Origin of the sequence: Acinetobacter sp. AOR14_HL (assembly GCF_027855175.1) — a bacterium.
GTDB lineage: Bacteria > Pseudomonadota > Gammaproteobacteria > Pseudomonadales > Moraxellaceae > Acinetobacter > Acinetobacter calcoaceticus.
The window spans coordinates 1-12,999 of record NZ_JAKTII010000023.1; the positions used below are offsets into that span (position 1 = coordinate 1).

The 12,999-nt window shown below is 40.1% G+C and carries 11 protein-coding genes; 2 read left to right on the top strand and 9 right to left on the bottom strand.

Annotated features, from left to right (window positions below; translation table 11 throughout):
• Both pcaF and pcaD read left to right on the top strand, forming a co-directional pair.
• On the top strand, positions 1 to 1,089 hold a 1,089-nt coding region (gene pcaF, locus MKL38_RS18880; protein WP_270904107.1), incomplete at its 5' end, for a 3-oxoadipyl-CoA thiolase.
• Positions 1,090 to 1,099: 10 nt separating this feature from the next.
• Entirely contained in the window at positions 1,100 to 1,879 is a 780-nt protein-coding gene (gene pcaD, locus MKL38_RS18885; protein WP_270904108.1) for a 3-oxoadipate enol-lactonase, read from the top strand.
• 63 nt (positions 1,880 to 1,942) lie between these two features.
• Here the strand turns inward: pcaD and MKL38_RS18890 are convergent, their stop codons facing one another.
• From MKL38_RS18890 to MKL38_RS18930, 9 genes are all read right to left on the bottom strand, one after another.
• Complete coding sequence (locus MKL38_RS18890) at positions 1,943 to 3,430, bottom strand: NAD-dependent phenylacetaldehyde dehydrogenase (RefSeq protein WP_270904109.1); 1,488 nt, start codon at positions 3,428 to 3,430, stop codon at positions 1,943 to 1,945.
• Between the two features lie 33 nt (positions 3,431 to 3,463).
• Positions 3,464 to 4,681, bottom strand: coding sequence for a hypothetical protein (locus MKL38_RS18895; protein ID WP_270904132.1), 1,218 nt, complete (start codon positions 4,679 to 4,681; stop codon positions 3,464 to 3,466).
• 144 nt (positions 4,682 to 4,825) lie between these two features.
• Positions 4,826 to 7,141 carry a primary-amine oxidase gene (gene tynA, locus MKL38_RS18900; RefSeq protein ID WP_270904110.1) on the bottom strand — a complete coding sequence of 772 codons (2,316 nt, stop codon included), beginning with the start codon at positions 7,139 to 7,141 and terminating at the stop codon, positions 4,826 to 4,828.
• Positions 7,142 to 7,351: 210 nt separating this feature from the next.
• Complete coding sequence (feaR, locus tag MKL38_RS18905) at positions 7,352 to 8,266, bottom strand: transcriptional regulator FeaR (RefSeq protein ID WP_151740789.1); 915 nt, start codon at positions 8,264 to 8,266, stop codon at positions 7,352 to 7,354.
• A gap of 197 nt (positions 8,267 to 8,463) precedes the next feature.
• On the bottom strand, positions 8,464 to 9,420 hold the full coding sequence (locus MKL38_RS18910; protein WP_270904111.1) for a p-hydroxyphenylacetate 3-hydroxylase reductase component: 957 nt from the start codon (positions 9,418 to 9,420) through the stop codon (positions 8,464 to 8,466).
• Between the two features lie 44 nt (positions 9,421 to 9,464).
• On the bottom strand, positions 9,465 to 10,418 hold the full coding sequence (locus MKL38_RS18915) for a PDR/VanB family oxidoreductase (RefSeq protein WP_270904112.1): 954 nt from the start codon (positions 10,416 to 10,418) through the stop codon (positions 9,465 to 9,467).
• Positions 10,419 to 10,452: 34 nt separating this feature from the next.
• Positions 10,453 to 11,190: an SDR family NAD(P)-dependent oxidoreductase gene (locus tag MKL38_RS18920; protein ID WP_270904113.1), complete on the bottom strand. Its 738-nt coding sequence runs from the start codon at positions 11,188 to 11,190 to the stop codon at positions 10,453 to 10,455.
• 10 nt (positions 11,191 to 11,200) lie between these two features.
• The gene (locus MKL38_RS18925; protein WP_270904114.1) at positions 11,201 to 11,686 is read right to left on the bottom strand and encodes an aromatic-ring-hydroxylating dioxygenase subunit beta; all 486 of its coding nucleotides are present in this window, start codon (positions 11,684 to 11,686) and stop codon (positions 11,201 to 11,203) included.
• Between the two features lie 10 nt (positions 11,687 to 11,696).
• Positions 11,697 to 12,974 carry an aromatic ring-hydroxylating oxygenase subunit alpha gene (locus tag MKL38_RS18930; protein WP_017388273.1) on the bottom strand — a complete coding sequence of 426 codons (1,278 nt, stop codon included), beginning with the start codon at positions 12,972 to 12,974 and terminating at the stop codon, positions 11,697 to 11,699.
• Positions 12,975 to 12,999 lie beyond the last annotated feature (25 nt).

A 12,999-nucleotide genomic window follows, 5' to 3' on the forward strand; every position in this document is an offset into this window, starting at 1 on the left:
AATGTAGATTGGGAACAGGTCGATGATGTGATCTATGGCTGTGCTAACCAAGCCGGTGAAGACAACCGTAATGTCGGCCGTATGTCAGCACTGCTTGCAGGTTTACCGTATCAGGTTCCAGCAACCACTATTAACCGTTTGTGTGGTTCATCACTCGATGCGATTGCCATTGCTGCCCGTGCCATTAAAGCGGGTGAAGCGAACTTGGTGATTGCAGGTGGTGTAGAAAGCATGAGCCGTGCACCCTATGTGATGGGTAAGTCAGACAGTGCTTTTGGTCGTAGCCAGAAGATTGAAGACACCACTATGGGTTGGCGTTTTATTAACCCAAAACTTAAAGAATTGTATGGTGTAGACACCATGCCTCAGACTGCCGAAAACGTCGCTGAAAAGTTCAACGTAAATCGTGCAGATCAGGACCAGTTTGCCTTGGCGAGCCAACAACGCACCGCAAGCGCGCAAGCCAAAGGCTTTTTTTCTAAAGAAATCGTGGCAGTTGAAATCCCTCAGCGTAAGGGTGATGCTGTTGTGATTGATACCGATGAACATCCACGTGCATCGACCACACTTGAAGGTTTAAGCAAACTTAAACCAGTTGTAAAGGCTGATGGCACTGTCACTGCGGGTAATGCTTCGGGCATTAACGATGGTGCAGCAGCATTACTGATCGCATCTGATGAGGCAGTTCAAGCTTACAACTTAAAACCACGTGCCAAGATCATTGCTTCAACAGCAGTAGGTGTAGAACCCCGCATTATGGGCTTTGCTCCTGCACCTGCAATCAAAAAACTTCTTAAACAAGCCAATCTGACTTTAGAGCAGATGGATGTAATTGAGCTCAATGAAGCTTTTGCGGCACAGGCTTTGGCAGTGACCCGTGATTTAGGTTTGCCAGATGATAGCAACAAGGTCAATCCAAACGGTGGTGCAATTGCTTTGGGTCATCCGCTTGGTGCCTCAGGTGCACGTCTTGTGACCACAGCCTTAAACCAGCTTGAGCAAACAGGCGGACGTTATGCCTTATGTTCAATGTGTATTGGTGTGGGCCAAGGTATTGCTTTGATTATTGAACGTGTTGAAGCACATTAAGGAGAAACAAATGCCATCTTTTCAATCTGCCGAAGCACAAATTAACTATCAAACCTTTGGCGAGCCATCTTCCCCTGCTCTGGTGTTTTCCAATTCTTTGGGCACCAATTATGGCATGTGGCAAAAGCAGTTTAATGAGTTAAAAGATCAATTTTTTGTGATCTGCTATGACACTCGTGGTCACGGTTCATCATCTACGCCTGACGGCCCATACACTGTAGAGCAATTAGGTCAAGACGTTGTCCGTTTACTCGACCATCTGAATATTAGCAAAGCTGCTTTTTGTGGTATTTCTATGGGCGGTTTAACGGGTCAATGGCTTGCAATTCAGTACCCTGAGCGTTTTAGTCATGTGGTTGTAGCAAATACTGCCGCTAAAATTGGACAAGAACAGGCATGGCTTGACCGTGCAAAATTAGTACGTGAGCAAGGTTTACAACCAATCGCAGCCACAGCAGCTTCGCGATGGTTTACAGATCCCTTTATCCAAAGTCACGCTTCAATTGTCAACAACCTGTGTAACGACTTAAGTGCTGGCAGCGCAATGGGTTATGCCAATTGTTGTGAGGCTTTGGCTAAAGCGGATGTCCGTGAGCAGTTAAAAGACATCAAAATTCCTGTATTAGTGATTGCTGGAACTCAAGACCCTGTAACGACTGTTGCAGATGGTCAATTTATGCAGCAGCATATTCCCCAATCAAAGCTTGCAGAAATAGATGCCTCTCATATTTCAAACGTAGAACAGCCAGAAGCCTTTAATAAAATCCTAAAGGATTTTTTATTAGGTTAATTTAATGATTCAAAAAAATGGCCTATAAGGGCCATTTTTTATATCTGCATTTACTTCTTTAAATTAATACCGAATCATGACCGATTTTAACTCGGTGTAATCTTCAATAAATGCATCTGAAAACTCTCTGCCAATTCCTGAAGCTTTCACGCCGCCAAATGGAACTGACGGATCTAAGAAAGTATGCATATTGACCCACAAGGTCCCTGCTTCAATTTTAGGAATTAAACGCAAAGCTTTGGACAGATCATTTGTCCAAATACTTGCAGTTAAACCAAAGCGTGACTGATTCATAAGCTGAATAAGTTCTTCATCGGTTTCGAATGGCATTACCCCAACCACTGGTCCAAAGGTTTCCTCTGAAAATAATGGATCATCAGTATTTTTGAAGGAAATCAAAGTCGGCTGTACAAAATATCCTGTCTGATCTAAAACCTCACCACCTGCAATAATCTGGTTGTTTGCTTTTGCCATATCTAAATAATGTTTCACTTTATGAAAATGTGGCTGATTAGACAGTGGGCCAAACATACTTCCCTCATCCATCGCTGACCCAATTTTGAATTGAGATAGTGCTTTAGAAAGTTTCTCGACCAGTTCATCATATTTTGTGTGGTGTACAAAAAAACGCTCTGGAGATGCGCAAACTTGACCTTGATGCACAAAAGTTGCTTGCAACAAGGTTGGTAAAATCTCATCCATATTTGCATCAGCCAAAACGGCTATGGCATTTTTACCACCCAACTCTAGACTGACACGGGTTAAATCACTGCTCATCGCGAGCTTACCAATGGCAATGCCCGTTGGTACTGAACCTGTAAACGAGACTTTCTTAACGAGTGGCGATTCAATTAAATATTGTCCTGTATTGCCTTTACCCGTAACCACATTAATCACACCAGCTGGAATACCTGCCTCAATGGCAAGTTCGGCTAACCGTAATAAAGATAAGCTGGCAAACTCACTTGGCTTAAGCACAATGGTACAGCCAGTTGTTAAAGCTGAACCAATTTTCCAAACACCAATCATGAGTGAAAAATTCCAAGGCACAATACCTGCAACCACACCAATAGGTTGTCTTAAAGTAAAAGCTGTATATTTTTCACCTTGCATTGATGGAATAGAAGGTTGCATGGTTTGGCCATTAATTTTAGTTGCCCACCCTGCAAAATATCTTAAGAAAATAACAGATTGTGCGACTTCAAGATGACGGGAAATATTGATGAGTTTTCCAGTAGATAAAGTCTCGAGCTGAGCAAGTTCTTCACCATATTGCTCAATTAAATCTGCTAACTTGTTTAGTTTAACGCCACGTTCATACGGCGTAGTTTCGGCCCAAGCATTTTGAAAAGCATGTTCAGCACTTTTCACGGCACTTTCAACATCGTGTTGACTACCAATACTAATTTGAGCAACCACTTGTTCAGTCGATGGATTTACAATATCTACTTTATCTAAATGCTCAGCAGCAACTAATTTTCCATCAATAAAATGTCCATGTTGACGCGCCATAAATTGCTGTACGCTTGCTAAAATCTGAACTTCACTCATTTTTATTTCTCTCAATTCATTTAAAAGGATCTATTAATAGATGTATTGCAAAATTAACTGCGCATAGACATTGGTTTTGTCATCGTAGTTTTGTGTACCGCCACTATGGATATCGTGTTTCGGTTTATAAAGCCCAACTAAAGGAATAACATTGAATTTTTTATTGACTGACCAGACCGAAAAGACATCCAGTTCATGTCCATCTACATTAGTTAAAAACTTATTTACTGTTTTGAACTTATAAGCCAGAGCACCCAACATAAAATTTTCTTTTAGATTCATACTGTAAGAAACTTGATGAATATCTGCATTTTTATTGAACGGCCCAGCATAATTTCCGGCAACTTCACCTTGAAACCATGTGCCAAAGCCGACAGTATTTCCATAAAACATAGGGTCGTATTGGTCTGAAAAATGGCTAAAACGGTAGCCTAATGAAGGTGTATATTTTGAAGATAAAAAGTTATAGTTCAGCGCTAAGTAACCAGCATTTTCTTGGCCATCTTTTTTATCTTGCACAACAAACTCAGTTTTGAGCTGTAATTCTGGTAAAGGTTGATAATTCAAACGTAAAGCATAATTTTTAAGATTTTCGCGCCCTGAAACGTGTTCAGCATCATCAAGGTCTAATACATTTAAATAGGTGAACCCAACGCCCTTATCTTTAAGCTGATATATCAGATCAGTCACAAAGAGTTCAGGTGAAAATTGTGCTTTGTTATTTGATTTTAAATAAGCCAGCTTTAAGGTTGTGTTCTCTTGCGCTTTGTATTGAAGCAAACTTGTAAAATCAAAGCTTCGACGAGCTGCCAGATAATATGCTCCACCCCGGTCTAGTGTGCCGTCCGCAGGCACTTTACCGAGGTTTAACGCATCACCTGCAATGAAGAACCCGTCACCAATCATGATATTTTGTCGACCGATACTTAAATCATAGGTCGTCAACTCATCTTTATTGGTGCCGTCTTTAAAACCAATGATCCATTCATTCACATCTGTTTTATGTTCTTTTCCATTACTATTCTGGCCTGCGTCACCATCACCAAATGTTGCCGAGCTAATACCGCTCAAGCTTGCATAGAGCTGATTATTTTTAAAAGTGTATTGTCCTTTAGCACCATATTTAAGATGACCTTCTTGCCAATTGATTCTTTCATCATCTAGATTTTCACCGTTATAGCTTTTACCACTACTAAAAGCTCCAAAAGTTGCTTCAAAAGTTGGCTTAATTTCAAGCTCACCGGCATGCACAGTTGAAAAAAATGAGACAAAGAGAGTCCCTCTCACAACCTGAGAAAATAAATTTTTCATTGAGAAATTCCTTTTTTGCGAACGGCCTAACCGTGCTCAAGTGTGGGTAACCGATTCATTACCCACTCTAGATCATTTACTCGTTTAGTGATGGTCGTGCTGTGTGTTTTGCTCTTGTTCACCCAAATTTAAAGTCGGGGTGCTGTCAAAGAAGTTCCAAGGTTTGATGAGTGTATTCACCCATTCTGTTGGCATGATTGGCCACTCTTCAGCACGTGCTACATGGGTTGTACCTGTTGTCATCCACACCACAAGGTCTTTATTTTCAATATTTTCATTGTTGCCAATGAATTGTCCTAACCCTGTATCATGAGTTGAACGGTTTGAATATTTCCCTTCAGGGTAGCGTTCGTCTGGATTGTACTGAGTCACCCAAATTTGCTTATCCATAAAGTTCAAACGTTTAAATAACCATTCATCTTTAGAAAAATTGGCTCCTTTTGCAACAGGGTGTGTGCCACCTGCAAATGGAATCAATTGGTAAGAAACCGGATTACCTAATTTATTTTCCTTGTTCAAATTAGTCAGTAAGCGAATCGTAGATGGGTCAAATTTTTCAGCCGCATTTTGCTCATTAGTAATGACTTTACTATCGATTTGCATTGTGCTTGTACGAGCACCAACTTTGTCATTGGCCTTTACTACAGGGTCCATATGCATAAAGCTGTTCTTTTCTCCATCTACATCCATGTCTAAGCGGAAGTTATAGATGTGCTGATGCGTTGTCCCCACAATATTATGGTCAATTAAAGTGCCATATTTGGTGTCTTCTTTTGCGGTACTGTCATGCATGGTGCGTGATTTAACGCCTTTTACGGCTTCAATACCTGTAGCACCCGCATTAATCCCAATCACACCGTTTTGGGCAAATACCCAGTCAAACATGTAATCATAGTTTCCAACTGTACTAATCCAGCGCACCACCAGTTCACGGCGGGCTTCACTGGCATCTTGATTACCAAAAATTTCGTGATGTTTATATTCAGGTCCGGCATAACGTTCAAATACAGCAATGGCATTTGGAATTACTTGTGGTTGACCTTTGTAGTCTGCAATCACAGCATCAAGTAAAACTGCATTGTCGGGTGCATCTGTTCCAGGAAGAATAGATGAGGTAAGCGTACCCATACCATATTCACCAGAATCTAAATAGGATTTGAAATACCAACCAATATCAGGGTCGCCATATGGAACCACCATTCCACCCAAGTTGCCTTCATACATGACTTTACGCTTTACGCCCTTATCTTTGTAGGTCACTGTTGAAAGCTGTAAGCCAACACGAGAATCTAACGCCACATGCAAACACCAATTCCCCCAATGTATGGTTTGACCAGTAATGCTAAAGTTTTTGCCCTCTGGTTCAGTAATATTGAGTGGTTTTAGCTTACTTGCTACGGGCTTATTTGACATATAAGGTCGATTTGCCATTGGCACAGGAATGATCGCGCCTTCTTCAATCTTAATAATTTTTTCTTTATCTAAATCGACTACAGCAACTAGATTTTCAATAGGATGCGCCCAGTAGTTACCATCCCCTACATCTAGGTAAGCAACGACTTTTAATATATTAAGTTGTTTATCCAGACCATCTTTACCGCCAAAATATCCAACAGTTAGTGGTGTAGCAATCACTTTCTTCACATCGGTAATGCCACGTTTGCGTAACGCGTCTTGATATTCTTTACTCGTCTCAATTACACGCTGTACGGCCTCAAAATTATCGAGCAACACCATTCCATGAGTGTCTTTAAGTACATTCCATTTTGTGACTTGTTGAGTGTTAAGATTAACTTCACCTTCAATCGCTTGATTGCCTTTTAATAAAATGAAAGATGCAATTCGAGCGTCTTTAAATTCTTTGTGATTAATAAAGTAATCCCAAACTTTAGCTTTTTCTGGTTCTTTTAACTTTAACTCGGCAAAACGCATATTTTTATAGGCGTATTTCGAGCGATTAATGACATCAAATGTCTTTTTAATTTCGTCAGAATTTAAACTATTAAGAGGATGAAAGGTATTTTCAATTTTGAAAGTTTGATCTAAACCAGACTGAAATACTTCATTAAAAAAGTCTTTTCCAATAACAGGCTTACCATCTTTAATTAGTAAAGGCACACTGAGCTTGAAAGGTTTGCCATTCACCAAAACCTGATCTGAATTGGGTTTGGCCCGAACCACCATAGAACCTTTGGTAATCATATAGGTATTGGTAAAATCATCTTTTACAACTTTGGCGCCCTGCTCACTCATGTTTTGATAAAGTGACACCATTTCGGCCTTTCCACCATGAGCATAAGCTTGAGTATTTAATCCCCAAAAGCTAGCAGCTATTGATAAGTTAAGTGCCAATATTTTTTGTATGTCGTTCAATAATCGTTGTTTACGCATTGGTTTCATCCTTTTCATCTATCCCTGAACTATCTGAATCAGACAGTTAAAAATGCACTTTCCTGTGAGTGAAATTCATTAGACCAACTTAATAGTTCTATAGTTATTAAGCTTATCTAACCTGCTCTAATGAATTTAATTTCAACACAGTTACATAGGGCTAGCTTGTTCAGGAATGACCCAGAACTTGTCTAAAAATGACATCAAAAAATGAAAGGTTTAAGCCGACACACCGTCTCTAAATTCTTTAGGAGAAATACCGTAAGTCTTTTTAAAGATTTTTGAAAAATGAGCGCCGTCCCAAAAACCCCACTTCAAGGCAATTTGGGTAATCGAGCTTTGTTTATTTCTTTTATCGAGTAAATCTGCTTTGACTTTTTCTAAGCGTTTTAGCTGTATATATTTGTTAATAGATAAATTTTCTTGAAGAAATAAACGGTAGAGATGACGTAGCGACACCCCTATATGTTCTGCAATTAATTTAGGTGTTAAATCCGGTTTTGCTAAGTTTTCTATAATATAGCGCTCAGCTTTTTCCATCAGGTTATTAGAGCTATTAATATTTTTATAATTAATTGTAGGTTTGATTAAAGCAATTAGAGCATCTTCAAAAGCATTACCATCTTCGGTTGCATACCAGAGTTTAATATTTTCAGCAGACATGTTTTTCAAAATATTCTTGAGTAAAAAACCACTCATATTTTGAGTAATCAGCTTTCCAAAATATTCAGTACTAATATTTTCTTTAAGTAATTTTTCACGCGACAAGTGCACTGAAATCTGGCTAACCAACCCTTGCGGGTACATCGAAATGGTTTCGACCGGATCGACCAACACAATATCGCCTTCATTCAGGCTAAGAGTCTCATTTTTATACTCGAGCAGCATTTTTCCCGAATACTGCAAAATCAAAAAACAAAAACGATTATTCACTCGATCGATTTCATCGGCTTTTCGGACAATCTTATTTGCATTATTTCTGATAAAAGCAATTTCGGTATCACCCAATAAAAAGCATTGAACTTCTCCAATGAATAAATTACGGGTGCCATCAAAATCTGTTTCAAAATTTCCGCAAACATTCTTGATATGGTGTGTCCAATTCAACAATGCATCACTTACATATTGGTTCATCCCTTACCTCTCTATACACGTGCCACCGCGAAATATTTTCTTTCGCTGTAGTTCACTGTCTTGGCTTATTTGCAATCATGTTTTATTGATAAACAAATTGTGTGCCAAAAATTCCTTATCCTTGGAATTCTTTTGATTATAGTCAGCTAGATGTAAAGAAGCTGATAAATCAATTCAATTTATCAGCTTAATGGGGCTTATGCTACTCCTGCAAAGTCTCGCAGCATGGTAATAAAAATATCCTTTTGTTCCTCAGAATATTTTTTAAACACTTCATTTTGGTGGCTATCGGCAATATCAAATAAATACTGCGCCGTTTGTTTACCTTTCTCGGTCAATGCATACAAATTATCCTGATCAACCAGCAATCCTTCAAATTTTAAAATTTCGGCCGACCTCTCAACCTCTTGCATTGGCATAGCAATATCTCGCGGTAAATCTTCTTTACTTGAAGCAGTACCACTTGCCAAAACCAGCAAGAGCCGTGATTCACTGGTACGGAAACCAGAAGCCATCTGCTTAGGAATATAGTCAGTCTGGTAAGCTTTAAAAGCACGACTCATTAAATAGCAGACATTATTATATAAGTGCCCATAATGTGTTTGGTCTACGCCATTCTCTTCAGTTTGTTTCACTTGAAGGCTTGGATGCGGCATTACACAAGAATATGCGCCTTGATGGTACACCAGCGGGCTTCGACCTTGGTCATGAAAACGAACCACTTTACCAACAATAATCCAGTGGTCACCGCCTTCAATAACCTGATAACGTTCGCACTCGAACACCGCAGAACAATTTTCTAAAATTGGTGCGCTTCCTGCACCAAGCTGAAAGTTTGTGTCTGCAAATTTATCAATATTGCGTCTCGAAAACTTATTAGACAGCTCAATTTGCGTGCCCGATAAAATATTGACGGCAAAATGTGTCGCTTCTTCAAATACCGAAAAGCTTGAAGATTTTTTATCAATACTCCACAAAATAAGTGGTGGATCGAGTGACACCGAGTTAAAACTGTTTGCGGTGACTCCAACTTTCTCACCTTGTGCATTTTGTGCAGTAATAATAGTAACGCCTGTTGCAAAATTTCCTAATGCCCGTCGGAACTGTAGTGGATCGACCGTAAACTCATCTATTTGTTGTAATACATTCATCATCTTTCTCCTAAACTTCTCTTATATCCATATAAATCGCGAGAGCATTAGATATCTAAAACTAATCTCGGTGTTTTAGAGCGTGAACAGCACACCAATATTTGCTCATTGCTGGCCTTTTCTTCGTCAGTAAAATAAACATCTCGATGATCGGGTTCGCCTTCAATCACATCGCACATGCAGGTTCCGCATACGCCTTGCTCGCAAGACATTTCAATCTCGATGCCTTCTTTAGCTAAAGCCTGCAAAATGGTTTCACCTGCTTCGACCATAATGATTTTTCCACTACGCTCAGCCACCACCTCAAATGAATCACCAGAAGTGTCAGTTTCAATTTGGAAATATTCTTTGTGGATTTGCTGCTCAGGGAAATCATGAGTCGTGGCGAGGTTAATCACCCAGTCCATAAAACCGACTGGACCACAAGTGTAAATATGGCTTTCAAGATCAATATCTTTAATGGCAGATTCAAAAAATGCTCTGTGGCTTGCACCTTCGGATTTAAAATGGAAGGTTGTGTATTTTGCTAACTCACCATTTTTAATTTCATCAACAAAAGCACAGTTTTCAGCACTGGCGCCACAGTAGTGAAGTTCAAATGATTCACCTTCATGGGCAAGTTGATATGCCATTGTGATTAACGGTGTAATTCCAATTCCACCACCAATCAATACACTGTGTTTGGCTTTTAAAAGTGGAAATAAATTCTTTGGCTCACTAACCTGAATTTGCATGCCATCTTTGATTTCATCAAAAGCCGAGACTGAGCCACCACGTGATTCAGGGTCACGCAAAATTCCAAGGCGGAACTTACCTTCGTCATTTGGATTTTGGCAAAGTGAATATTGACGCACCATCCCATTTGGTAAGTGCACGTCAATATGTGCACCAGCTTCAACTTTTGGCAATGTTGCAGAAGTTGCAGACTCAAATTCCATGACTGCAATATTTCCACCTTCAACATGGCGATTTTTAACGACAACATCATAAAGTGTAGTCATGATTCAACTCCCTTTTCATGCTTAAGCTACGTGCTTAGCGCATGAATAAACCACCGTTAATATCCCATGTTGCACCAGTCACAAACCCCGCATTTGGACTCGCAAGTAACCCACAAGTTTCAGCAATAAAATGCATACTTCCTAAGGCTTTAACCGGAATATTCTGGATGAACTGTTCCATTTTTTCGTCTGACACCACACTATGAACAATCGGTGATTCCATTGGTCCCGGTGCAATCGCATTAACCGTCACCCCTTTTGCAGCAAATTCTTTAGCAAAAATTTTGGTTAACGTCACAATCGCACCTTTGGTTGCCGCATAGTGTGCACCCGTTGCCGTGCCACCATTTTGCCCTGCTAAAGACGCCATATTAATGATGCGTCCATAGCCTTTCTTAGCCATATATTGACCAATAATTTGACAAGCTTGAAAGGTGCCGCGTTGGTTGACTTGGGTCACCCAATCAAAATCGGCTGCGGTAATTTCTAATACCGGAGTTGCCTTGGTGACAGTTGCATTATTAATCAACACATCAAGTTTAGAAAACTTCTCTTCAATCCACTGCACCACGGCATGAAAATCTGCTTCGACTGAAATATCTAATTTCACTGGGAACATATTTTGTGCATGCTGGCTTTGCGCCTTGGCTTTTTCGGCCTTTTCAAACGTACTGGCTGACAAAATCACTTGATGGCCTTGGCTCGCAAAATATTCAGCAATGACATTACCGAGTCCAGAAGCAGCACCTGTCACTAAAACAACTTGTTTCATGTTACCGCTCCTAAAGAATGTAGCTAATACCAGCTAAGGTATCGGTAGAATTAACCAAGTTAATGATTTTACGGTTAATCTTAAAACCCTTATCAGCATCACGAACCAAATGGTAAGTAATATCTGCGGTATAATGTTTTAGGTTTTCTTTACGGAACTCACGTAAGTTTTGAGCACAGCGTAAAACTATTTCATTATCTTGGTCTTGAATAACTCGTACACGAGAAACACTGCGTACCGTATTTGCTTTCGGCGCTGTAGAAATTGCTTCACCATTTTCAAGACGCTCTACACGTAAAGTGCGCATGTGGTTATCGTCATAGGCATAATTTAAATTGTTTTCGTAGTCAGTGAGATTTGGGTCAATTGGAATGATATAAACGCCTTTTTCATTCCATAAATTGAGCCATTCACGATATTCACTGTGGTCTAACATGTCTGCTTCAGCCCAGATGAAAGCAGTGACTTCATTTAATAATTGCAGATTCATATTCATTGCTCTCTCCTTAAGCCGTCATCATCTTTTTCCACTGCTGATAGGCTGCGCGCATACCTGTTTCAGCACTGACATCACTTTTTAAGCCATCTTCAGTTTTGACTTCGCCCGGTAAACCGCGATTCAACATAATCCATAAATCATTACCCGCATTGGCGCCGTGTTGTACGCGCTCCCAGGCCTCAGAGTCATCTGGCGTACCAAAACCAAATGGACCTTGGAAATGTTCATGCAAACGTAAGCGGTACTGATTGGCAATTTGTGGACCGCCGTCCATCGTAATCACCGAGTGATGAATTTCTGTTTCAGCAACTGAAATTGGCTGTAACACACGGAAGAACGCCATTGAACATGCAATATTTGGGAATAAATTTAAGTTAAAGCCAGAGCCACCGACTGCACGCACAATACGGCGCACTTCTAATTCTTCATGACCTTCGTCGCGCAAAGCTTGAGCCAAGTCTTCAAAACGTTCCTGAATTGGACGTTCCATTAATTCTTCATCTAGATCGACCAGTTCAGGAATCATTACCATGACACTGTGACCATTACCTAAGTCTTCAACAAAACCCGGCTGATTTTCGAAGTTAAAGAGTTCTTCAGTTTTTTCATCAACAGAGCTTAAGAATGACTTGTGTACCAACGGGAAGTGATATGCATCGGTGGTATTTTCAAGCTGGATTTTCCAGTTGCCAGGGAAACGGAAACGGTGCTCACCCAACACTTTAATTGGATAACCCGCACCTTGTTTCATAAACAGGTCAATCCATTTTTTTGCAGGTCCAAGGAACTCTTCAAGCGGTTGAATGTCTTCTTTAAATGAAGCGAAGATCATGCCGTTATATTCTTCTACACGTAGACTCACCAGCGGTAATTCAGACTTATCTAAACAATCGCCGTAGCTTTCCGGAGATGGCACACCACGTAAGCTACCATCAAGTGCATAACTCCAACCGTGGTACGGACATACAAAACTATTGGTTTTTCCTTTTTTATGTTCGCATACGGTTGCGGCACGGTGACGGCAACGGTTTAAAAGTACATGGACTTTCTTTTTACGGTCACGTACCGCTACAACAGGCTGCTTACCAATATTAATGGTTTTATAGCTTCCACCTTCTGGAATTTCGCTGGCATGAGCAACCCACACCCAAGTGCTATAAAAGATTTTTTCCATTTCTTCATCAAAAATGCGCTCATCTTTATAAAGAGAAGTATGGGCACGGTCACTTTTAACTAAAGTTTCGTAATCAGTGCCAATGTTATGCGTTGGGATAATACTGTTCATATCAATAGTCCTTTTAAATATGTCC